Genomic DNA, 21,568 nt, shown 5'->3' on the forward strand with positions numbered 1-21,568 from the left:
CAAGCGCTGGTTGATGTTTCCAGTCCATGAACAACAAGAATTCTTTGAATTTGAAATAAGAGTGATTCGCATTAATGTATGATCATCCCTTTGTGCCATAGGGGCCTGATCGTCTTTGCACGATTCCCGAATGGCGCGCTGCTTTTTCTGGCCGCCATTTGGGATTCGTCGTGCAGGTGCACTTCTACGCAGAACTTGTCAATTTCTTCGCGCGTTCGCTCAATGATCGGGATGCGGCGCGGGATGTCGTGCAGGAGAGTTATGCGCGGGTGCTGCGCTTGCAGGCGCGCTCGGCGGTGGTGAACGATCTGCGGGCGCTGCTGTTTCGCACGGGCAAGAACATCGTGATCGACGAGGCACGCAGGCGCAAGGCCGAGACGGCGGTGCTGGAGACGTTGTCGCTGGTGCATCTGGATGATGCACCGTCGGCCCAGCAGGAGGTCGAAGCCCGCCAGCAACTGGACCGGCTGCTCGCGCGGCTCAACGTCATGCCGCGCAAGCGGCGCGAGGTGTTCGTGCTGGTGCGCGTCTATGGTTTCAGCCATGCCGAAGCGGCCGAGCACATGGAGATTTCCGAAGGTGCAGTCGAAAAGCATGTGGTACGCGCGGTGTGCGATTGCATGGGTTTGGCCGTCGCATGAACTTGGCCGACTTTCACGAACCCGCTGCGCGCAAGCGTCTGGAGCATGCCTTGTTGCTGCTGGCCCGTCAACATGGTGGCAGCGCGGAATCTTCTGCGCGCGCCAAGGAGGCGCTGGCGATCTGGCGCACGAAAGATCCCTTGAACGAAACGGCGGCCTTGGCGGCGACGCAGGGATGGCGCGCGACGCAGGCGTCCGATCTGCGCTCGGACATGCAAATGCCGCTGTCTCAGCAGGCGCGTCATCAGCGAACGCGGCGGCGTGTGCTGTCGGTGCTTGGCCTAGCAGCGGTGGTTGCGACGACCGCTTGCGTGACGCGTTGGCATTGGCAGCAGCCCTTGCAGACGATTGCGCTGAACACGGGTGTGGGCGAGATGGTTTCTCACAATCTGCCGGACGGAACGCATGTCGATCTCACCCCCAACACGCACATGGAAGTGGTGCTGTACCGCGACCGACGCGAGGTGCAATTGACGCAGGGGGCGATTCGCTTTGATGTGGCGCGTGATGAAAAGCGGCCGTTCATCGTGACTTCGTCTTGGGGTCGGGTGCGCGTGCTGGGTACGGTCTTCACCGTCGATGCGCGCAAGGAGCGCATGAAGGTGGCGGTGGCGCATGGCCGTGTGGCGGTCTGGATGCGCGACGACGAGCACGATCGCTTTGCCGAGAAGCCGGATGTGGTGTTGCAAGACGGGCAGGGCGTACGCGTGGATGCTGATGGACTGAGCCGCACGCGCGAGGTCGATGCGAGCAACATCGGTGCATGGCGCGATGGCTGGCTGGTGTTTGATCGCACGCCGCTCAAGGAAGTCGTCATGCGCTGGAACGACTACCTGGCCAAGCCCATGCAACTCGAAGGTGGCGAGGGCCTGTTGCTCACCGGAAGCTTTCGTGTGCGCGATCCGGATACGTTTGTCGAAGCGCTGCCGCGTTCGTTGCCGGTGAAGGTGCTGCGTTCCGTGCAGGGGCAGGTGACCATCGTGCAGCGCTGAAAAAAACAGTTGAAAAAATTTTGTCCGGTTTTTGGCGACTCGTGCGTCTTCAGGTGGAAAAACACTCCAAGGAACGCACTTCATGAGCTGCCCGCAAAAATCAGATTTCGACCTTTCCCGCAACGGCTCCGACGGGGAGGAGCACCCAGCGCGGCCCGCCTCGTCGCTGCACGCCATCATGCTGGCCTGTGTGGTGGCGATGGCGGGCGCTGGTTTGCCAAGCATGGCTCAGGCTCAGTCCGGACGCGAGGCAATGAGCGCATCGCGCCAACTGAGCCTGCCTGCGCAGCCGCTTGGGCAGACGCTGAACATGCTTGCACGCACGTGGGGTGTGTCGATTTCGGTGGACTCTGCCTTGGTCGAAGGTCGTACGGCACCGGCGCAGCAGGGGGCGAGCACACTGGGTGAGGCTTTGCAGAAGGCGCTCGCGGGAACGGGACTGGTGGCTGTTCCCACGGGCGCCTCCGTCACCGTGCAACGCGCGCCTGCGCCAACGAGCGAGCGCGTGCGGCCAGCACCCGCAGCCGGTCAGGTGGATTCTCTGGAAGAAGTGCGCGTGACGGAAGCGGCCATGCCCAGCGTCTACAGCGAGGGCAAGCGCAGCTACACGCCGCAGAGCGTGGAAGTGGGCAAGGCGGCCCAATCGCTGCGCGAGATTCCGCAGTCGGTCACCGTCGTCACGCGCCAGCGCATGGACGATCAGGCAATGCGCACGCTCGATGAAGTGATGAACTACACGACTGGCGTGACGCGCGAGGAAAATTGGCTGGACACGACCTACCAGTCGCGTGGTCTGAACATCACCAATTTCCGCTACGACGGCAGCGCCACGACCTCGGTGCGCTCGGGAGCACGTTCGCAGGACATGGCGCAGTTCGACAGCGTGGCCCTGCTGCGCGGACCGGATGGACTGTTCGGCGCGGGCGAGGCGGGGGGCGTGATCAACTTCACCTACAAGCGCCCGCAGGCCGAGCGCAAGACCAAGGTGCTGGTGTCCGCCGGAACCATGAACAACTACCGCGCCGAGCTGGACACGACCGGTGCGCTCAACGAATCGGGCAGTCTGCGTGGCCGCGCCGTGGTGGTCACGCACAACCGCGACGACATGGCCGAGCCTTCGCGCCAGAAGCGTCGTCTGCTGTACGGAACGGTGGAAATGGACCTGGCACCCGAGACCGTCGTGACGCTGGGTGCGAGCTACCAGAACGACAAGAATCCCGGCTTCAATTCCAGTCTGCCGCGCTATGCGGATGGATCGGACATCGGTTTCGCGCGTGACACCAACATGGGTGCGCCGTGGAACTGGCTCAATCGCGAGAACACGACGCTGTTCGCCAAGCTCGATCATCAGTTGGCCGCTGGCTGGAAGCTCAAGGCGCAAGTGCGTCACACGCGGTTCAACGAGGGCATCAACGCCGCCGAAATCGAAAATGCACCATCGCCGACCACGGGATCGGGTGCGGATTGGTGGATCAATCAGGTCAAGACAAAGTCGCGTGAAACCGGTGTCGATGTGAACGTGCAGGGCGGCTTCGATGCACTGGGTCAGCGCCACGATGTGATCCTCGGCTTCGACACGCAGCATTCCAACGACTACAGCCGCAGCCTGTGGCCGCGCATCGGCTCGGCGGATGTGTTCAATCGCACGCCACCTGCGGACCCCGGTTACCCCATGGCCGACTGGGCCTATGGCTCGCAGACGGTCACGCAGAGGTCGGGCCTTTATGGCTCGCTGCGCATGCGTCCGGTCGAGAACGTTGCCGTGGTGCTCGGCGGTCGCTACACCTTGCAGGAACGCTCGACGCAACATGACAAGTCGGGCACGTTGAACTCCAAGGTGGTCGAGGGCAACGTGTTCGTGCCCTATGCCGGTGTGATCTGGGATGTGTCGCGCGATTTCAGCGTTTATGCCAGCACGGCGGAAATCTTCAAGTCGCAGGCGGACAAGCTCTCTGCGCCGCTGCCCGGCACGCCGCTCGATCCGGTGCGCGGTCGCACCTACGAACTGGGCGTGAAGGGCGAGTTGGCGCAAGGGCTGGCGGGCAGCGCGGCGATCTTCCGCACCGAGAAAAAGGGCGCAGCGGCCATGGACCCCGCGTATCCCAGCACCGAATGGCGTGGAGGCTGTTGCTGGTTCCGCGACGGGTATCAGCTCAGTCAGGGCATCGACCTGGAGTTGACCGGCCAGGTCGCGCCCGACCTGCAAGTCGCGATGGGCTATACCTTCAATGACAACGTGGACAAGCGCGCGGGCGACGAGCGTTTTGCGACCATCACGCCGCGCCATCTGTTCAAGGCCTGGGGCAACTACCGCTTCTCCGGCGATCTGCGCGGTTGGAGTGCAGGGGCCGGTGTGACCATGCAAAGCGGCACCTTCCGCAAGTCGGGCATCAACGCCTACAACCCGGACAGCGGCCAGTACGACGGTGCATGGACCGCCTACCAGTTCAATGCACCCGGCCATGCCATCTGGTCCGCGCGCGTCGGCTACGAAATCAACAAGGACTGGAGCGTGGCGATGAACATCTCCAACCTGTTCGACAAGACGTACTACAGCACCGTGGGCTACGCCGGTTACGGCAACTTCTACGGCGAAAAGCGCGCCGTGGTGTTCACGCTGCAGGGCAACTTCTGATCGCGGGGAGAGGTGGACATGGAGATCGGATGCTCATGAGTGGAGCCAAAACTGCCAAGCGCTCGGCGCCGTTTTTTCAGCGACTAGTGGCTGCCGTGCTCGGTGGCTACCTGCTTGCCAGCGCGTGGATCGTGTTCTGCGGTGCGCTTTCGCAGCCCGCGGCAGAAGCCGTGCTGGCGGGCATGCAGATCAGCTTCGCGATCCATGTGGCGGCGATCATTTGGTCGTTCTCGCCGGTTTCGATTGCACGCGTGTGGGTGGGGTTGGTCGTGCCTGTCGCGCTGTTGTCCGTGGCCACCTGGGCGCTGATGCAGTGGCGGGGTTGAGATGAGCGAAAAACCTGAACAAGGGGCGCTGACCGGCGCTGGCACGGGCGGCTTTCGGCAGGCACATTCATGGCTGCACACCTGGTGCGGGCTGTGGTTCTCGTGGCTGCTGTTTGCGGTGTTTCTGACCGGCACGCTCGCGGTTTTCGAGGAGCCCATCACGCACTGGATGACGCCGGAGCACCATGCCGAAGAAGCGGCTGAGCGCAGCAAGCCCCAACCCACGGCATCGCTCTCGCAGCGACTTGCCTGGGGCATCGACTACATGCGCGAGCATCACCTTTCGGCCTCGATGTGGGAGCTGTGGCCCGCCGATGCCCAAGGTGCGGGCGATCTGCGTGTCTACTGGTTCGACAGCAACCGGCAATACGCCGCAGCGCAGTTGAGCACGGCGGATGGCTCGCCGTCTCAGCCTGCCAATGCACCGCCGGTGCGTGGCACGCAGGGCGGGCACCACTTCGTCACCTTCCACTACGAACTGCATGCCGGGACAGTGGGGCTGTGGATTGTCGGCATTGCGGCGCTGGCCATGCTGGTGGCGCTGGTGAGCGGGGTGATCACGCACAAGCGCATCTTCAAGGATTTTTTCACCTTTCGCGCGAAGAAGGGCCAGCGCAGTTGGCTGGACGCGCACAACGCGGTGGCGGTGCTCACGCTGCCATTCCAGTTCATGATTGCGTACACGGGTCTGGCGATTTCCGCATCGACCTTCATGCCCGCAGGCATTGCCGCGCATTACGGCACGCAGGCGGCTGACAAGGAGCGCTTTTCCGCCGAAATGAACGAACCCGGCAAGCCCGCGCCCAGCGGCAAACCCATGGCAGTGCCAGATCTGGAGCCGTTTGTGCTGCGCGGCCAGCAACTCATGGGTCAGCCCGTGCGTGCCGTGGTGGTCGATCATCCCGGCGATGCGGCGGCGCGCATTGGCGTCTATGGCTGGAACGACGAAGCCAGCAGCAAGCAGCGACTGAGCCCGACCAGCGGCATGGCGATGTTTTCGGCCGCCACTGGCGAGGTGCTGCAGGTACGGCTGCCCGGTGCCACCGATGGCGGCAACGCCACGCTCGCGCAATCGGTGATGGGCGGTTTGCACATGGTGCCGTTTGGCGGGTTGGCGCTGAAGTGGCTGTATTTCACCTGCGGGCTGATGGGCAGCGCGATGATGGCCACGGGCGCGATTCTCTTCATGGTCAAGCGGCGGAACAAACATCTGGGCGAATTCGGTGCATCGACAGCGCGCGTCTACCGTTTGATCGAGGGACTGAACGTGGCGGCGATTGCGGGTTTGGGTGTCGCCTGCATTGGCTATCTCTGGGCCAATCGTCTGGTGCCGCTCGGCATCGCGCACCGTGATGACTGGGAGATCGGTGTGTTCTTCGCGCTGTGGGCGCTGTCGCTGCTGCATGCGTGGTGCCGACAGCCAAAGGCCGCATGGCGTGAACAACTGGGTTTGTTGGCCTTGTTGTGCGTGCTTTTGCCTGCGTTGAACTGGATGACCACCGGCGAAATGTTGTTGACGCAGATGCTGCATGGCGACTGGGAAAGCGCGGGCGTGGAGGGGGTTGCTGTGATCACTGGTGTGCTTGCTGCCTGGGCCATCCGTTGGCAAATGCGGCCAGCGTCGGTACGTTTGAAATCGCCGAAAGCCGTTGCCGTCGAGGTGAGCCAATGACCGAGTTGCATGCTGGCTTGGTTGTGTTGGCGCTGGCTTGGGGCGGGATGACGGCGCTCGCTTTTGCGATGGATCGGCATCACGAACAGTTGACCGGAAAGCGGTCTATGGCCTCTTCGCGGGCCATATCGTTGCGCGGGGCAGGGGCTTTCATGCTGCTGTTATCTGCGGTTCCGAGCATCCTGGTTTGGGGCTCCACCGTGGGTTTTGTCGCATGGCTGGGATTTGTGTCTGCCGGCGCATTGCTCGCGGTGGCAGGCATTGGCGCAAATGCGCGTTGGACGCTGCGTGGTGTGCTGTTGGCATTGCTTGCGTCGGTCGTTTCACTGGTTTGGTTTTGAGTATGTACAGGGTCTGGCATGGAATGGTTGTTTGAGCGTCGTCTGGCGTCCTATGGAGTGGGGCGATGAAGAACGCACGCGGACGAGTCTTGCTTTGGGGTGGCTTGTTGCTGCTGGGCGCTGGCGCCGCTGCACTTTGGTGGAGCACGCGCGAGCACACGGTCTACACGACCGAAGTGGTGAAGCGCGGCCATATTGAAGCCACGGTGACCGCCATCGGCACGCTGCAGCCGCTGCGTTATGTGGATGTGGGTGCGCAGGTGTCGGGTCAGATAACGCGCTTGCTCGTTGCGCCCGGCGCGGTGGTGAAGAGGGGCGATCTACTGGTGGAAATCGACCCCAGCGTGCAGCGCGCAACCGTTGATGCGGGCCGCGCGCAGTTGGCCAATTTGCGCGCGCAATTGGCCGAGCAGCAGGCGCAGCAGCGCTTGGCACATCAGCAACTGGCGCGCCAACGGCAACTGACGGCCGAAGAGGCCACGCGGCTGGAAGACCTGCAAACGGCCGAGGCCGCTCATGCGCAGGCCAGCGCGCGCATCGACCAGTTCAAGGCGCAGATCGATCAGACGCAAGCGACGCTCAAGGCCGATGAGGCGCGGCTTGGCTACACGCGCATTTATGCGCCGATGGCGGGCACGGTCGTGTCGGTTGATGCGCGCGAAGGGCAGACGCTCAACGCCACTTATCAGACACCGGACATGCTGCGCGTCGCCGACCTGTCGGGCATGACGGTATGGACCGAAGTCTCCGAAGCCGACATTCGCCGCGTGCAACCTGGCTTGCCTGTTTACTTCACCACCTTGGGCGGGGCGGACGATGGTGACAAGGCGCGGCGTTGGCACGGCAAGGTGCGTCAGGTGCTGCCCGCGCCGCAAGTCGCCAAGGCACAGGCTGGTGCGGCCCCCAAACCCGCCACAGCCAGCAAGGCGGTCACCTACACGGCGCTGTTCGATGTGGAAAACGCGGACGGCGAGCTCATGCCGCAGATGACGGCGCAGGTGGTTTTCATCACCGCCAAGGCCGAGAACGCGGTCGTTGCGCCCCTGTCGGCCATGACGGTGATCGGCGATGCCACGACCGCACGCGTGCTCGATGCGAACGAACAGCCACAGTCCCGCACGCTGCGTTTGGGCGCACGCAGTCGCCATCAGGTCGAGGTGCTGGAAGGACTGGGCGAAGGTGATCGGCTCATCACCTCGGAAGCCAAGTCCGGCGGTGGATTGCGATGGCTGCAATGGTGACGGTTCACGCCGAAACGCCTCCCGCACTGATCGAGCTGAAAGGCATTCGCAGAAGCTACGGCGGCACGGGTGGACAGCCCGAGGTGGAGGTGCTGCACGGCATCGATCTGCAGATCCACGCAGGCGAATTCGTCGCCATCGTCGGTCAGTCGGGATCGGGCAAGTCCACGCTGATGCACCTGCTGGGCTGCCTGGACCGTGCAAGCAGCGGCTCGTACCGGTTTGCGGGACACGATGTTTCGCAGCTCGATTCCGATGAGCTGGCATGGCTGAGGCGCGAGGCGTTTGGTTTTGTGTTTCAGGGCTATCACCTGATTCCCACCGAATCGGCGAGCGAGAACGTGCAGGTCCCCGCGCTCTATGCCGGTTTGCCCGAGCATGAACGCGCGCAGCGGGCGGCTGCATTGCTGACGCGCTTGGGATTGAATGACAAACTCGACCTGCGGCCCAACCAGCTTTCGGGCGGGCAGCAGCAGCGCGTGTCGATCGCACGAGCGCTGATGAACGGCGGGCGCATCATCCTGGCCGACGAGCCCACAGGTGCGCTCGACAGCAAGAGCGGCGAGCAGGTCATGGCGCTGCTGCACGAGTTGGCCGATGCGGGCCACACCATCATTCTGATCACGCACGATCATCAAGTGGCGTCGCAAGCCAGGCGCGTGGTGGAGATCCGCGATGGCAACATTCTCGCGGACAGTGCGGACCACAGCGTCCCCATCCAAAGCAAGGCCGAGCCCTTGCGGCTCGATCCATCGCAAGCGCAATATGCGGCGGCCAATACGCTCTGGAACGACCTGCGCGAGTCCGCACGCACTGCCTGGCGCGGCATGCGGCTCAACCGCGTGCGCACGGGGCTCACGCTGCTCGGCATCGTGATTGGTGTAGCGTCGGTGATCGTGATGCTGGCGATTGGCGAAGGCGCGCGTCGCCAGGTGCTTGAACGCATGGGCACCATGGGCACCGCGATTCTGTACATGGGCAGCCGCCCGCCTGCAACGGGCGGGCCATCGGGTGAACTCACAGAGGCCGATCTGCAGGCGGTGCGCGAGCTGCCCGAGATACGCTACGTGCTGCCCGTCATTGGCGATCCGACGACCGTGCGCTACGGAAGCAAGGACAAGGAAATCTACGTGTTCGCCTCAAGCGAGCAGATGCCTGCTGTCCACCATTGGCCGGTGGAGCAGGGCCGTTTCTATACCGAGGCGGAAGACCGCGCGCTCGCGCCGCTGGTGGTGTTGGGACACAAGGCGCGCCAGCATTTCTTTCCCGATACGCCCAATCCGCTGGGTCGCCAGTTGCTGATCGGCGCGTCGCCCTTCGAGGTGGTTGGCGTGATGTCCGAGCGCGGTGCGGATTCGGGCGCGCAGGACTATGACGACATGGTTTTCATCCCGTATCGCGCGGGTCGTGCGCGGGTCTATCAAACGCAGACGCAGCCCGACTATGTGGTGATGCAGGCCATGTCGTCCGAAGTGGTGAACGAGGCGGAAGCCGCGATTCGCACGCTGCTGATTGCGCGCCATGGTCGCGAGGATTTCGGCATCGGCAACGCCGCCGCGCGCATCCAGGCCGAGATGGCGACGCGGCGCAGCATGAGCGTGATGCTGGGGCTGATTGCGGCGGTGTCGCTGGTGGTGGGCGGCATTGGCGTGATGAACGTGATGCTCATGACCGTGAAGGAGCGCACACGCGAGATCGGCATTCGCGTGGCGACCGGTGCGCGTCAGCGCGACATTCTTCGGCAGTTCATGACGGAGGCGGTGCTCGTCACGCTGGTCGGCGGAACGGTCGGCGTGATCGCAGGCCTTTTGGTGGGTGCGGTGTTGATCGTGTCGAATGTGCCGGTGGTCTTTTCGGTATCGGCCATGCTGGGCGCTTTCGCCTGCGCGGTGGCTACAGGGCTGGTGTTCGGATACATGCCAGCGCGCACGGCGGCGCGGCTCGACCCCGTGGCCGCGTTGACGGGAGAGTAAGCAAAGATGCAGTCACGAATCAACCCATTGGCGTTGGCATGCACTGCCTTGCTGATGCTGAGCGCCTGCGCCACGCAGAATGCCGATCTGAAAGTGCCAGACTCAACCCTGCCGCAGAACTGGACGCAAGCCCCAACCTCATCACTACCACCATCATCGAACGCCGCGCTGTCGCACGAATGGTGGCGAGGCTTTGGCAGCAACGAGCTCGATGCCCTGATCCAACGTGCATTGGAGCGCAGCAACGACGTGGCCTCAGCGGTCGCGCGCGTGCGCCAGTCCGAAGCGCTTGCAAGACAGGCCGGAGCGGCGTTGCTGCCAGAACTGAGTGTTTCGCTCAACGCCCATCGACAAGCCCGGATCAGCGGAGACGCAGCAGTCTCCGGCAACCAGTTCGGAGTGGGCTTTTCGGCCAGTTATGAGGTCGATTTCTGGGGACGCAACCGCGCCATGTCCGATGCCGCGCTCGCGCAATGGCAGGCCAGCGTTTTCGACCGGGACATTGTGAAGCTCAGCATGGCCGCGCGCGTGGCCGATGCATGGCTGCAGACGCAGGCATTGCATGAGCGCCAACGCATTGCCGAGCGCAATCTGGCCAACGCACAGCGACTGCTGCGCTGGCTGGAGTCGCGCGCCAAGGCGGGCTCCGCATCCGCGCTTGAACTGGCGCAGCAGCGTGGTCTGGTGGCATCGCAGCGCCGAAACATCGCCGCGTTGCAGCAGCAGATGTCTCAGGCACGAAGCACAGTCTCGGTCCTGTTGAGCGAGCCCGTTCTGCCGCCATCTCCGCAGGCGGAGTGGGGCCGATTGACGGAGCCGCCGGTCGCCGCAGGCTTGCCATCGCAACTGCTTACCCGTCGCCCGGACATCGCACGTGCAGAAGCGCAACTTACCGCTGCCCATGCCAATGTCGTCGCCGCCCGCGCCGCCATGCTGCCTTCCCTCACGCTCAGCGCGGGCATCGCGGCGGGCGGCCGAAGTCTGGGCAGTGCCTTCGATCATCCGCTCTACACGCTGGCCGCCAATCTGGCCGCGCCCATCTTCAACGCAGGCCGGCTCCAGGCCGGTGCCGATCTTGCATACGCGCAGCGCGAAGAACTGCTCGCCAACTACCGCCAATCCATCGTCGCCGCGTTCGCAGATGCTGACGTCGCACTGCAGGCCGTGGACCAATTGCAGTCGCAAAACCTCGCACAAGGAGAAGTGCTTGCGCAGGCAGAGCGCGCACTGACATTGGCCGAGCGCCGCCATGCAGCCGGTGCGGAGACCTTGCTGGTGCTGCTGGATGCGCAGCGCAGTCTGTATGCGGCTCAGGATGAAGCCGTGCAACTCAAGCTCGCGAGCTTGCAGACGCGGGTGGCTTTGTTCAAGGCCTTGGGGGGAGGGTGGCTTGGGGAGCGTTCGGACTTGCTGTGATGACGGCTTGCTGTCAGCGTGGCCACGGCCCGCGCCCTGCGTGGGTGCGTGTCCATCCGTCGTCCAGCACGCCGTTGTTGATTTCGCAGGAGGCTGGCGTCGCCTGCGTTCCTGTCGTCGGAGCGCCGGCGATGTTCACCGATGTGAAGGGTACGGAGATCACGATGGTCAGCACGCGTTGGTTCTTGCCCCGGATCGCGTAGGTGGCTCCTTCGCCCATGGGAAAGTTGGTCTGGTACCAGCCAAAGCACATCTGCGCCTCTCGTTCGAGTGTGGAAGAGGGCGTCTCTTCCACTGGTGCACTTGCGGTTGCGGCGGGTGCTGCGGCGGAGGAGGTCGGCGCGTTGCGGCGTGTCGGGGAACTGGTGGATTGGGGCGGCGTGGGAGGGTTGGCTTCCAACTCCAACTGTGTACTGGTGGCGTCAGCAGGGCACGGCGTGTCCTGATACCAGGTCTTGCCATTGCCGGTGCATTTCGTGACCGACCATGCGCACGAGTGCATGCCGAGAATCGCGACTATTCCACAGAGCATCTTGAACATGGCGCTTTTCCAGAATCAAAAAATTGCTTGCTGACGAGCTCCGGTTCAATGCGTCCGAATGCCGTGCGCGATCAAGTACCGGGGGCGGGAGCGAGCCACCATTGTCAGTCATCCCAAATTCCGATCTTTTTAATTGTTAACTAACTGGCTAACAATGTAAAATTTGCAACTTTCGGATTTGGCCTGTCGCTGCCCCGGATCCTCTGGGAGTCAGCCTTGAACTGCTTTGAATGCTCACAAAAACATAGTCCAGCGTTGGACACTGACGCTCCTGGCCAGCTTGGTACTTGTCGCCTGCGGTGGCGGCGGCAGTGGATCGAATGCATGGACCGATCCCCCGGCTTCCGGGCAGGCTCCTGACAACAGCACTCCGTCGGAGGTCACGCCGCCCACGGAGGTGCCGCCTCTTGAAGTGCTGCCGCCGACCACGGAAACCCCTGGCGAGACGCCTCCGGTGACCGAGACGCCAGTGGTCACGCCACCCACCACGGAGACGCCCGTCGTCACGCCCCCTGTGACCGAAACGCCTGTGGTGACTCCGCCCACGACGGAAACTCCTGTCGTCACGCCTCCGGTGGTGGTGACGCCGCCCGTGACGGAGACCCCGGTCGTGACGCCGCCAGTCACCGAGACGCCAGTGGTCACCCCGCCCGTGACGGAAACTCCTGTCGTCACTCCTCCGACCACGGAAACACCCGTAGTGACGCCGCCTGTCACGGATCGCATTGCCGAAGCGCTTGCCACGGGCAACAGCAGCAAGTTGATCGAAGAGGACAAGCTCACGCTGCTGCAATCGGCCACGAAGATCATTCAAGGCACTCGCCAGCAGCAGCAGGCGCTGATTGCCAAGCTGATCGACGACAGCACGGCGTCCACGCTGGATTTCACCAAGGACAGCCAGACGGTCAGCCCGATCCTGTCCACGGCGGCCACTCCGCTGCTGGTGTCCACCAGCGGCAACATGCTGGCGAGCATCAGCACGGCGCATGGCGGGCGTTCGTTGGGGTATGGCAAGGATCTGCTGGGACAACTCTCGTCCACTTCGGGATCGAATCAAACGCAGTGGCCGCTGTTCAAGCGCAGCTTCACCTGGCTGGTGACCGGAGATGCGCAGGGCACGCTGCCCGCCACGGTGCGCGTGGCCACGCAGAGCTACAGCGCCACCAACGTCGCCAATCTTCTGACGCGCCTGGGCAGTAAGGCCACCGCGGTGACTTGCGCCATCGCCACTTCCACCAACACCTGCTGGCAGGATGTGGACGTGTTCGTCTTCGGGCAGAACACACCGGCGTCGGGCGCGTTGACGGATCTGGTCAGCAGCTATCTGGCAGCGGGCAAGGCCGTGATCTATCTGCACTCCAACTGGGGCGACTCCGCAGGCGGTCGTCAGGTGTTGAATGCCATGGGCATGCAACTGGGCGGCTACGGCGGCAACTGGTTTGCGGCCACCACGGGTTTCCAGATCGCCAGCGCGCAGACGGCTGCGCTGCAACGCCAGGCGGCGGATCGCCTTGGCAATCATGAGACTGTGCTGCTTGCGCTGCTCAACGGCACGAGCGCGAATTTCGCCAGCGACACCAGCTTGATCAGCAAGCTCGATGGCATCCGCACCGACATGGTGGCGCAGGAGTCGCAGGGCATAGACATGTTCGTCGACTCCTTCCTGCAAAAACCTTATCTGGATGCGCAGCGCCGACTGGTGCTGTGGGCCGATCTGGTGCGCAAGGAGGTGGATTACGCCAAGGTTGTGCGCTCCAATGCCAACGAGGTTTTGAAGACCATGGCGGCCGACACTTGGAGTTTTGCCACGCGCGGCTACGAAAGCACGCCGCTGAGCTTTGGCGACTGGATGCCTGCAGCGTCGAGCAAGCTGGCGACGATTCAGAACTGGGAGACCATCGAAGTCACCATCGCGCAGGCCAGCGGAGCGACTGCCATCGGTCGCGGCGCGGTGCCGGGCAAGCCGGTGCAGATCGAGATCGTGGATGCGGCGGGCGCGAGCTTGGGTGTGCGCGTGGGCTTTGTGCGAACCCGTGGCAATCCGCTGGCCCAGGAGAAGTACCTGCGCCCGCGTTACCCGGACATTCATCAGGCTGCGCTCACTTCGGGCAAGACCTTGAACTACACGACGGCCTGGGGCGGTCCGCTGTTCCTGAGCTACTCGGGCGCAACGGCGGGTTCGACCGTCAAGCTGCGTGTGCGCGGTGGCACCAAGTATGCGCACTTCGACTTCACGCGCACGCCGACGACGGCCGAACTCGACGAAGCCGTGCAGGCACTCAGCCGTGCGGACTTCGGCTGGCAGACCTCGAAGATGGCGGGTGGCGAAGTGCAGCAGACCATTGCCTATGCCAAGAGCGCCATCGGCACGCGCGATCCCAAGTCGTATGTGGTCGATCGCCTCAAGGGCATGATCTTCGACAGCAACCACCTGGCCAACGGCTACAACAACATCGCGCCGAGCACCAATGTGGCCAACGTCTGCGCCACGCTGGGCTGGGACTGCACGGGCAGCGTGCACCGCGCGCCGAACGTGCAGCACTTTGTGGGCTGGCTGGCGGCTTGCGGCTTCCTGTGTTCGGGCAATCCTTCGGATGGTTCGGCAGGGCTGTCGCCGGGCTGGGGTTGGTGGCATGAGCTGGGGCACAACACGCTGATCCGCCACATGACACTGCTCACCGATAACGGCGGCGGTTGCCCGGTCGAGTGCGACAACAACATCCTGGCCAATGCCAGTGCGTTGCGTCAGTACGCGATCACCAATGGGTCGGAGAACAACAGCGGCGACCGCATCGATCACAAGAAGCTGTACCAGGACATCGTGGCAGCGCGCGCCACCGGCAAGACGGGTGCTGAACTGCAGGCCGACATGTTCGAGCGCTTCTGGACCAAGGCCAAGAAGACCGACAATTCGATGCGCGCGGTGCATTTCCAACTGGCGTTCATCTACACCAAGGAACGTCTGGGTCAGGCCCAGCCGCAGCCGCTCGATGTGGTGGACTTCATCGGCTTGCTCGGACGCGGCACGCGCCTGATCGACAGCACTTGGACTGCTGCCAACAAGAGTTCGCTCGGCATGGACCTGTACACCAGCAAGACCATCAGCAACCACGAACTGCTGTATGTGCTGTCCAGCATGATCATCGGCCGCGACATGCGCCAAATGTTCTACCACTACGGCATTCCGCTGAGCAGCACAGCGCTGGAATCGATTGCCGCGCACAACCTGCCGCAACTCGGCCCCGAGTTCTACGCGCTGGTCCAAGGGCAGGGCAACCAGCTCGAAAAGGGCAAGTGGGTGAATCTGGCCACCAGCGTGCCAGCCTATCCGTTCTGATTGGCGCAGACCTGCAAACCGGTGATCTCCCGCATTCGCTTGAGATCACCGGCAGCGCAGTCAGTGGGGTCCGCTTACCCGGATCAGTAACCCGTCTCCTGCACATACCGCCGATTGGCGCGGTCCCATGCGGCTTTGACGGCGGGCTGTGCCTTCTCCCATTTCAGGCCGCCTTGCGCGTGCTCGCGGTCCCATTTTCTGGCCCACTCGGCGCGGGCCGTATCCCAATCGGTTCCGGCAACGCGGGCTTCCCAACCGGCGCGATAAGCCGGGCCGTAATGCGCGAAGGTGTGGCCCGCGACAAAGTAAGGCTCTTGCTCATAGACCGCATGCCAGTAGGCTTCCTCGTCCGTGGGGTTGATGACTTCGGCGGCGCTTTTGCCCGCCAGCCCGCCCACCACCGCGCCGACGACGGCTCCGGCAATGGCTCCCAGAGGGCCCGCCAATGATCCGGCCGCAGCCCCTGTGACGGCACCGCCCGCAGCGCCCACGCCCGTACCGACGGGATGCGATCCTGGTGCGCCGGTGATCGGGTCACGATTCAGCTTGTCATTCGAGTCACTCATGATGGTCTCCTTGTGCAGGGAATGGACCTGCTTTGTCCATGCTCGATCCATTGGGCGACTGCCTGCGCGTTCTGTCTGTAGGAGAAATGAGCATGCTTTGCTGGGACGGCACGCAATGGCGCAACGAAAAAAGCCTGCTGGATGAACGAATCATCCAGCAGGCTTTGGGTTGAAAGCGCCGTGCTTACTTGGCGCGATCCGGTGCCGCTGCGGCCTGCACTTGCTTGCGCAGCTTGGCGACTTGATCGGCCTTCACCGCAGGGGCCTGATTGCCCCAGCTGTTGCGCACAAACGTGGCGATCTGTGCGACTTCGGCATCCGTCAGGCGATCGGCGAAACCGGGCATGGCGAAGTGCGTGGGCGCGTCGGTCGTGCTGGGCATTTCAGCGCCTTGCAAGATCAGGTGGATCACCGAGCTGGGGTCTTGCGCATTCACGCTGGGGTTGAGCGCCAGCGCCGGGAAGACGCCGTCGTAGCCCTTGCCGGAAGTGCGGTGGCAGGCCGCGCAGTTGTCCACGAAGAGCAGGGCGCCGAGGTCCTTGGTCGAGCCGTCGAACATCGCCTTGGCGGCGCTGTCGTCATAGGCCAGAACCGGTGCATCGGGCTTGAGCGGCGAGAGCGTTTTCAGGTACGCGGCCATCGCTTGCAGGTCTGCATCGGTCATGTGCTGCGTGCTGTGCGAGACCACATCGCCCATCGATCCGAAGGTGGCACCGTGCGCATTGCGGCCAGTCTTGAGCAGTTCGGTGATGTCCTGCTCGCTCCAGCTTCCAAGGCCATCGGCCTTGTCGCCGCGCAGATTGCGTGCGAGCCAGCCTTCGAGCACGCTGCCCGACAGAAACGCCGTGCCCTCGGCATCGGTGCTGGCCTTTTCTTGCAAGGCCACGCCACGTGGTGTGTGGCAGGTGCTGCAGTGGCCCAGACCTTCGACCAGATAACGGCCGACGGCAATCTTGTCGCCTTCGGGAATGGGCGTGTTGTCGGTGGTGACGACGGGTGCGAACATCTTGCGCCAGATGGCGAGCGGCCAGCGCATGGACAGCGGCCAGGTGATGTCCGTGTCCTTGTTGGCCTGCTCGACCGGCGGCACGCCCTGCATGAAGTAGGCGTACATGGCCTTCACATCGTCGGGCTTCACGTAGGCATACGAGGTGTAGGGCATGGCCGGGTACAGCGTATGGCCTTGCTTGGCGATGCCGTGGCGAACCGCGTTGTCGAACTCTTCGAGCGAGTAGTTGCCGATGCCGGTGGTCTTGTCGGGCGTGATGTTGGTCGAGTAGACCTTGCCGATCGGCGTTTCCATGCCGAGGCCGCCCGCAAATGGCTTGCCACCTGCAGATGTGTGGCATGCCACGCAGTCGCCCGCGCGGGCCAGATAAGCACCGCGCAGCACCAATGGATCATCGGGGAGTTTGGGCTCGGCTGCTGCCTTGTGCACGTTGTCGGCTTCGAGCTTCACATCATCGATGTGGGCCTGTGTGGCGCGGGACAGGCCCCAGCTTCCCAGCAATGCCACGGCGACGATGGCAGCGGCGCAGGCGGTGAGCGTTGTGGTGATCTTCTTCGTCATCATCATGTTGTTCGTGCCTCCTTACGCTTGGACCAGTGGGCCAGGGTTCTTGAGGTACTGCGTGCGGATCGCATGCACCGACCAGTAAGCCAGCGCGCCGACCAGACCGGTCGGGTTGTAGCCCATGTTGTAGGGGAAGGCGCTTGCGCCCTGCACGAACACGTTGGACACATCCCAGCATTGCAGAAAGCGGTTCACGACACTGTTCTTGGGATTCGTGCCCATGATCGCGCCGCCCGTGTTGTGGGTGGTCTGGTAAGGGCGCACATCGTAGTGCGAGCCCTTCTTGCGGATGCTCGACCACATCTTTTCAGGATTCAATTCCTTGGCGACCAGTTCGGCCTTGTCGCCCACAAACTTGAGCATGTCGAATTCGTTGTCGTGCCAGTCGAAGGTCATGCGCAGCAGCGGCATGCCGAAGGCGTCGCGGTAGGTGGGGTCGAGATCCAGATAAGAGTCGCGATAAGGCATCACCGAGCCGGACAGGCCGATGTTGAGAATGCGTTGGTAGCCTTCTTGCATGCCGGCCTTCCAGCCCGTGCCCCACTTGGGTGTGCCGGGTGCGATGGACGATTGCTTGATGGGTCGGCCACCGGCGCGTGCGTGCTTGGTGGTGGCACCGCCGATGAAGCCGTGTGGACCGTGGTCGAACTGGTCGCCGTTGAAGTCGTCCCACACCACGCCGGAGGCGCCTGCGCCGATGAACGGATTGAGGTAGGTTCCCTTCTTGAGCAGCACGTTTACGCCGCCGTTCATTTGATATGCGTAGTTTTTGCCAACCACGCCTTCGCCGGTTTTCGGGTCATAAGGCTTGCCGATGCCCGAGAGCAGCAGCAGGCGCACGTTGTGCATCTGGTAGGCGCAGAGAATCACCAGATCGGCGGGTTGCTCGACTTCGCGGCCTTGCGAATCGACATACAGCACACCCGTGGCCTTCTTGGCAGTGTTGTCCATCAGCACCTTGAGCACATGCGCGCGGGTGCGCAGTTCGAAGTTGGGCTTCTTCATCAGCGACGGCATGATGGTGGTCTGCGGCGATGCCTTGGAATACATGTAGCAGCCGTAGTGTTCGCAGAAGCCGCAGAAATTGCAGGGACCCAGACGCACGCCATAAGGATTGGTGTAAGGCTCGGACGCGTTTGAAGCAGGCAGCGGATAAGGATGCATGCCGGCATTCAGCGCGGCCTTTTCCACCAGCGATTCGCCATACACATACTTCAGCGCAGGCGTGGGATAGGGCTTGGAGCGGCTGCCTTCAAAAGGGTTGCCGCCCGCTTGCTTGACACCGTTGAGAACGCCCGCCGTACCCGATGTACCGCACACATATTCAAACTGCGAGTAGAACGGCTCCAGTTCTTCATAAGTCACGCCGTGGTCCTGCAAGGTCATGTCTTCGGGCATGAACTTTTTGCCGTAACGCTCGACCGTGTTGCTGTACAGGCGTAGTTCTTCGGGCAGATTGCGGAACGTCATGCCGTTCCAGTGAAAGCCCGCGCCGCCCACACCATTGCCGAGCAGGAACGAACCATGCTGGCGATAAGGCACGGCCAGATCATCGGGCTTGTGGCGCACGGTAACGGTTTCGGTCGAGAGATCCTGATAGAGCTTGCCGCGCACCGAGTATGCGAGTTCGTCGATCACCTTGGGGTACTTGGCGTCGGTAGGTGTGTCCTGCATCGCACCGCGTTCGAGCGCGAGCACCTGCAGACCTTCTTGCGTGAGTTCCTGAGCCATGATCGCGCCGGTCCAGCCGAAGCCCACCAGCACCACGTCCACTTTGTCTTTTTTGATTGCCATTTTTCCGACTCCTTAACCGCGTTCACCGTTGATGGAAACGGGCGGGAACGGATAGGGCTTGTTGGGCTGGTCGATCCAGTCCATGAAGTCCGCACGCGCGCCTGGAAAACCAATCATCTTCCAGCCGACCATGCCTTTGTTGCCACCGTAGATCGGGTCGGCCAGAAAGCCTTCTCGCGCATTGGCAAGCACCTGGTTGAAGAACAGCTTGGCGGGGATGTTGGGCAGATCGATCTTGCCTTCGTCGAGCAGATGCAGGATCTCGTCCTGCTGCTTCTTGTCGAGTTCGGCAAAGGTCTTGCCGTCGCGATTGGCCTTGCACCACGCATCGCAATCGGCCACGCCATGGCGGTACATGTCGCGCGGCGTCATGTTGTGCTGGTAGCCAAGCTGCGGCACCACTTCGGGGTGGAAGGGGCCTTGCATGTACCAGAGCTTGCCGTGGCCCCAAGGCATTTCCAGTTGGCGGTCGATGAATTCAGGCACACCCGCTTCGACTGCGCCGGGGCCGATTTCGTCCTTGGGAATCAGGATATCGACGGCTGCCGTCACGAAGGCCCATTCGGCGTCGTTCAGATAGCTGGGGGAATACTTTGCTGGCGCACCGGCCGCGTGGGCGGCGGAAATCGGCGTGTTGCCATCCGTGCATGCGACCTGCGTGACGGCCGCGCCAGCAGCCAGGCTGGACGCGGGCACGACCGCAATCATGCGCCGCAGAAAGCCGCGCCGCGGCTCGATGGTTTTTTCAGTGGAATCGTTCATGGGGCGTTCCTCGGTTCATGAATCGCACGGCCATGAATGCCGCAAGAGTCGCAAGGAAAACCACCCGTCAGAACCGCTCGAAAAAGATGAAGAGCGAAGGAGAACCGCTGGCCAGCCCCGCGAAGTCAGATGCTGGACTCGAGGAAAAAGCACATCAGGGAAAGGGCGTCGACGCGCCCAAAGTCGGCTCGCGGAAAAGGGCAAGCCAGACCACTCTGGACGCGGGCGCAGGTTCTCAACACATACCCACACAGGAATCCAAACACACTGCATTCATTCAGCCGTGCTTTGAATTGACTTCTGATGTTAGTTGCCTAAACAAATTGTTGCATCCAACCGGGCGAGACCTGCTTTGGAGGCATGGTTGTCTTTGCCAAGGTCTGGCAGAGACGCGCGAACAGGAGTATTCGCGAGCGGATGGCTTCACAGAACCTGTCTGTTTCTCAGCGCCTGAATCTGCTCGGCGCTCAAGCCCAGGTTCGCTTGCAGCACCTCATCCGTGTGTTGCCCAAGCGCAGGTGGTGCATGGCGCAGCGTGGTTGGTGTGTCCGACATGCGCAGTGGGCTGGCTGCCGTGGCGATGCGGTTGACCACCTTGGAGTCTGCCGGTTGGCTTCCGTTGGGATAGCGTTCCTGTTCCACGCGAATCTGGCGGGATTGCACGTGGGGGTCGGCGTAGGCTTCGGCGATGTTGTTGATCGGGCCGCAGGGCACGGCCTTGTCTTCGAGCAGGGCCACCCAATCGGCGGTGCTGCGCTGTCTTGTGACTTCGCACATGCGCGCAATCAGTTCGTCGCGGTGTTTGACGCGGGCTGTGTTGGTGCGGAATTTCTCGTCGCTGGCCAGGTCGAGACCCGCTGCTTCGCAAAAGCGTGCGAACTGGCCGTCGTTGCCGATGGCGAGCAGCATGTTGCCGTCGCTGGTGGGGAAGTCCTGATACGGCACGACGCTCGGGTGCTTGTTGCCCAAGCGCTGTGGGATGTTGCCAGCGTTGAGAAAGCCAGCGCCCTGATTGCCGAGGATCGCCATGGCCACGTCGAGCAGCGCCATGTCGATGTGCTGGCCGCGCCCGGTGTGGTGGCGCGCTTCGATGGCACCGAGGATGGCGGTGGTGGCATACATGCCGGTGAACAGGTCGATGACGGCCACGCCCACGCGCATGGGGCCGCCGCCGGGTTCGCCATCGGCTCGGCCGGTGATGCTCATGAGGCCGCTCATGGCCTGCACGAGCAGGTCGTAGCCCGCGCGGGGTGCGTAGGGGCCGGTCTGGCCGAAGCCGGTGACGGAGCAGTAGATGAGGCGCGGGTTGAGTGCTTTCAGCGATTCGTAGTCGAGCCCGTAGCGCTTGAGGCCGCCGGTCTTGAAGTTCTCGACCAGCACGTCGCTTTGCTTGGCGAGTTCGCGGATCAACTCCTGGCCTTCGGGCGTCGCCATGTCCACGGTGACGGAGCGCTTGTTGCGGTTGCAGGCGGTGAAGTAGCAGGCCTCTGCTGTATTGTTGCCGTGCTCGTCCTTGAAGAATGGAGGACCCCAGTGACGGGTGTCGTCACCTTCGCCGGGCTTTTCGATCTTGATGACGTCGGCGCCCATGTCGGCCAGATTCTGGGTGCACCACGGGCCCGCGAGCACGCGTGACAGGTCGAGCACGCGGATGTGGCCGAGGGCGCCTTGGGGATGCTGGGCGTCGGTATGGGGTGTCGTCATAAGTCTCCGTTGTCTTTTGTTGACCAAAGTGCTATGGCCTGCCGTGCCATCGTA

At 62.9% G+C, this 21,568-nt stretch carries 17 protein-coding genes; 11 read left to right on the plus strand and 6 right to left on the minus strand.

The window, feature by feature from the left end:
• Positions 1-170 precede the first annotated feature (170 nt).
• The 9 genes from G7048_RS22075 to G7048_RS22115 all read left to right on the plus strand — a co-directional run bounded on the left by G7048_RS22075 (position 171) and on the right by G7048_RS22115 (position 11,237).
• The gene (locus tag G7048_RS22075; RefSeq protein ID WP_166070200.1) at positions 171-641 is read left to right on the plus strand and encodes an RNA polymerase sigma factor; all 471 of its coding nucleotides are present in this window, start codon (positions 171-173) and stop codon (positions 639-641) included.
• A complete protein-coding gene (locus tag G7048_RS22080; RefSeq protein ID WP_166070201.1) occupies positions 638-1,633 on the plus strand; it encodes a FecR family protein in 996 nt (331 codons plus the stop codon). Before G7048_RS22075 ends, G7048_RS22080 begins: the two co-directional genes overlap by 4 nt.
• An 82-nt stretch (positions 1,634-1,715) precedes the next feature.
• Positions 1,716-4,268 (plus strand): TonB-dependent receptor, encoded by a 2,553-nt coding sequence (locus G7048_RS22085; RefSeq protein ID WP_240933070.1) that lies wholly within the window; start codon positions 1,716-1,718, stop codon positions 4,266-4,268.
• Between the two features lie 35 nt (positions 4,269-4,303).
• A complete protein-coding gene (locus tag G7048_RS22090; RefSeq protein ID WP_166070202.1) occupies positions 4,304-4,594 on the plus strand; it encodes a hypothetical protein in 291 nt (96 codons plus the stop codon).
• A 1-nt stretch (position 4,595) separates the two neighbouring features.
• Positions 4,596-6,266: a PepSY domain-containing protein gene (locus G7048_RS22095; RefSeq protein ID WP_166070203.1), complete on the plus strand. Its 1,671-nt coding sequence runs from the start codon at positions 4,596-4,598 to the stop codon at positions 6,264-6,266.
• The gene (locus G7048_RS22100) at positions 6,263-6,607 is read left to right on the plus strand and encodes a DUF3325 domain-containing protein (RefSeq protein ID WP_166070204.1); all 345 of its coding nucleotides are present in this window, start codon (positions 6,263-6,265) and stop codon (positions 6,605-6,607) included. Before G7048_RS22095 ends, G7048_RS22100 begins: the two co-directional genes overlap by 4 nt.
• Positions 6,608-6,672: 65 nt before the next feature.
• The gene (locus tag G7048_RS22105; RefSeq protein ID WP_166070205.1) at positions 6,673-7,848 is read left to right on the plus strand and encodes an efflux RND transporter periplasmic adaptor subunit; all 1,176 of its coding nucleotides are present in this window, start codon (positions 6,673-6,675) and stop codon (positions 7,846-7,848) included.
• Positions 7,842-9,821 carry an ABC transporter permease gene (locus G7048_RS22110; protein WP_166070206.1) on the plus strand — a complete coding sequence of 660 codons (1,980 nt, stop codon included), beginning with the start codon at positions 7,842-7,844 and terminating at the stop codon, positions 9,819-9,821. Before G7048_RS22105 ends, G7048_RS22110 begins: the two co-directional genes overlap by 7 nt.
• 6 nt (positions 9,822-9,827) lie before the next feature.
• The gene (locus tag G7048_RS22115; RefSeq protein ID WP_240933071.1) at positions 9,828-11,237 is read left to right on the plus strand and encodes an efflux transporter outer membrane subunit; all 1,410 of its coding nucleotides are present in this window, start codon (positions 9,828-9,830) and stop codon (positions 11,235-11,237) included.
• A gap of 13 nt (positions 11,238-11,250) precedes the next feature.
• Here the strand turns inward: G7048_RS22115 and G7048_RS22120 are convergent, their stop codons facing one another.
• On the minus strand, positions 11,251-11,778 hold the full coding sequence (locus G7048_RS22120) for a hypothetical protein (protein ID WP_166070207.1): 528 nt from the start codon (positions 11,776-11,778) through the stop codon (positions 11,251-11,253).
• Positions 11,779-12,058: 280 nt separating this feature from the next.
• Here G7048_RS22120 and G7048_RS22125 point away from each other — a divergent pair, with 280 nt between their 5' ends.
• Positions 12,059-15,115, plus strand: a complete 3,057-nt coding sequence (locus G7048_RS22125; protein WP_240933072.1) for an ImpA family metalloprotease — start codon at positions 12,059-12,061, stop codon at positions 15,113-15,115.
• Positions 15,116-15,198: 83 nt separating this feature from the next.
• Here the strand turns inward: G7048_RS22125 and G7048_RS22130 are convergent, their stop codons facing one another.
• Positions 15,199-15,681 carry a hypothetical protein gene (locus G7048_RS22130; protein WP_166070208.1) on the minus strand — a complete coding sequence of 161 codons (483 nt, stop codon included), beginning with the start codon at positions 15,679-15,681 and terminating at the stop codon, positions 15,199-15,201.
• Between the two features lie 38 nt (positions 15,682-15,719).
• On the opposite strand from G7048_RS22130, the gene G7048_RS28680 reads away from it, so the two are divergent.
• On the plus strand, positions 15,720-15,854 hold the full coding sequence (locus G7048_RS28680) for a hypothetical protein (protein ID WP_256376539.1): 135 nt from the start codon (positions 15,720-15,722) through the stop codon (positions 15,852-15,854).
• An 11-nt stretch (positions 15,855-15,865) separates the two neighbouring features.
• Here G7048_RS28680 and G7048_RS22135 read toward each other — a convergent pair whose 3' ends face one another.
• The 4 genes from G7048_RS22135 to G7048_RS22150 form a co-directional block, all read right to left on the minus strand.
• Positions 15,866-17,251 (minus strand): cytochrome c, encoded by a 1,386-nt coding sequence (locus G7048_RS22135; protein ID WP_166071121.1) that lies wholly within the window; start codon positions 17,249-17,251, stop codon positions 15,866-15,868.
• A gap of 21 nt (positions 17,252-17,272) precedes the next feature.
• On the minus strand, positions 17,273-19,048 hold the full coding sequence (locus G7048_RS22140) for a GMC family oxidoreductase (protein ID WP_166070209.1): 1,776 nt from the start codon (positions 19,046-19,048) through the stop codon (positions 17,273-17,275).
• 12 nt (positions 19,049-19,060) lie between these two features.
• Entirely contained in the window at positions 19,061-19,810 is a 750-nt protein-coding gene (locus G7048_RS22145) for a gluconate 2-dehydrogenase subunit 3 family protein (protein ID WP_166070210.1), read from the minus strand.
• A 423-nt stretch (positions 19,811-20,233) separates the two neighbouring features.
• Positions 20,234-21,514 (minus strand): CaiB/BaiF CoA-transferase family protein, encoded by a 1,281-nt coding sequence (locus tag G7048_RS22150; protein WP_166070211.1) that lies wholly within the window; start codon positions 21,512-21,514, stop codon positions 20,234-20,236.
• Between the last annotated feature and the right edge of the window lie 54 nt (positions 21,515-21,568).

The sequence above is a fragment of the Diaphorobacter sp. HDW4B genome, from assembly GCF_011305535.1.
Lineage (GTDB): Bacteria > Pseudomonadota > Gammaproteobacteria > Burkholderiales > Burkholderiaceae_C > Diaphorobacter_A.

Excerpts from the sequence above, each read along its gene's own strand:
- G7048_RS22080 (WP_166070201.1), top strand. The coding sequence starts at position 638 with ATGAACTTGGCCGACTTTCACGAACCCGCTGCGCGCAAGCGTCTGGAG.
- G7048_RS22085 (WP_240933070.1), top strand. The coding sequence starts at position 1,716 with ATGAGCTGCCCGCAAAAATCAGATTTCGACCTTTCCCGCAACGGCTCC.
- G7048_RS22090 (WP_166070202.1), top strand. The coding sequence starts at position 4,304 with ATGAGTGGAGCCAAAACTGCCAAGCGCTCGGCGCCGTTTTTTCAGCGA.
- G7048_RS22095 (WP_166070203.1), top strand. The coding sequence starts at position 4,596 with ATGAGCGAAAAACCTGAACAAGGGGCGCTGACCGGCGCTGGCACGGGC.
- G7048_RS22100 (WP_166070204.1), top strand. The coding sequence starts at position 6,263 with ATGACCGAGTTGCATGCTGGCTTGGTTGTGTTGGCGCTGGCTTGGGGC.
- G7048_RS22105 (WP_166070205.1), top strand. The coding sequence starts at position 6,673 with ATGAAGAACGCACGCGGACGAGTCTTGCTTTGGGGTGGCTTGTTGCTG.
- G7048_RS22110 (WP_166070206.1), top strand. The coding sequence starts at position 7,842 with ATGGTGACGGTTCACGCCGAAACGCCTCCCGCACTGATCGAGCTGAAA.
- G7048_RS22115 (WP_240933071.1), top strand. The coding sequence starts at position 9,828 with ATGCAGTCACGAATCAACCCATTGGCGTTGGCATGCACTGCCTTGCTG.
- G7048_RS22120 (WP_166070207.1), bottom strand. The coding sequence starts at position 11,778 with ATGTTCAAGATGCTCTGTGGAATAGTCGCGATTCTCGGCATGCACTCG.
- G7048_RS22130 (WP_166070208.1), bottom strand. The coding sequence starts at position 15,681 with ATGAGTGACTCGAATGACAAGCTGAATCGTGACCCGATCACCGGCGCA.
- G7048_RS28680 (WP_256376539.1), top strand. The coding sequence starts at position 15,720 with ATGCTCGATCCATTGGGCGACTGCCTGCGCGTTCTGTCTGTAGGAGAA.
- G7048_RS22135 (WP_166071121.1), bottom strand. The coding sequence starts at position 17,251 with ATGACGAAGAAGATCACCACAACGCTCACCGCCTGCGCCGCTGCCATC.
- G7048_RS22140 (WP_166070209.1), bottom strand. The coding sequence starts at position 19,048 with ATGGCAATCAAAAAAGACAAAGTGGACGTGGTGCTGGTGGGCTTCGGC.
- G7048_RS22145 (WP_166070210.1), bottom strand. The coding sequence starts at position 19,810 with ATGAACGATTCCACTGAAAAAACCATCGAGCCGCGGCGCGGCTTTCTG.
- G7048_RS22150 (WP_166070211.1), bottom strand. The coding sequence starts at position 21,514 with ATGACGACACCCCATACCGACGCCCAGCATCCCCAAGGCGCCCTCGGC.